Source organism: Pseudomonas sp. TSO6 (assembly GCF_056098905.1).
In genome coordinates this window covers 1-357 of sequence record NZ_JBLZWV010000097.1, presented here as the reverse complement: position 1 = coordinate 357, position 357 = coordinate 1, and the positions used below count along the sequence as shown (strand labels likewise).

At 61.1% G+C, this 357-nt stretch carries 1 protein-coding gene; it reads right to left on the bottom strand.

All coding sequences use genetic code 11. The features are described from left to right. Positions 1-357, bottom strand: a 357-nt coding sequence (locus ACN6NG_RS29945; RefSeq protein WP_474317540.1) for an immunoglobulin-like domain-containing protein, incomplete at both ends; no start/stop codon positions are given.

Genomic DNA, 357 nt, shown 5'->3' with positions numbered 1-357 from the left:
CGACCGAAGCAGCTTTACCGATCTGCAGGTTTTCCAGCTGCTCGCCGACCACTTCCGCCTGGCTGATGCTGACGGTGATCTTGCCTTCGTCTTTGAACACGTCATCGCCTTGAGCCGGCGCGGCGTAGGTCTTGGTAGTCTCGCCAGCGGCGAAGACCACGGTAGCACCGGTGCTCAGGGTGACGGTGAAGTCCTTGTCCAAGGCCTTGTTCAGGCTGAGGGTGAAGGTCGGCTCGGTCGCTTCGTTGACCGACACCTGATCGGCCACGATGGTGACTTTGACCAGGTCGCCCTCACCTGCAGGCTCGTCAGTGACCGTGGTGCTGACGCTGTCCTTGCCCAGTTCCAGTTGCTCGA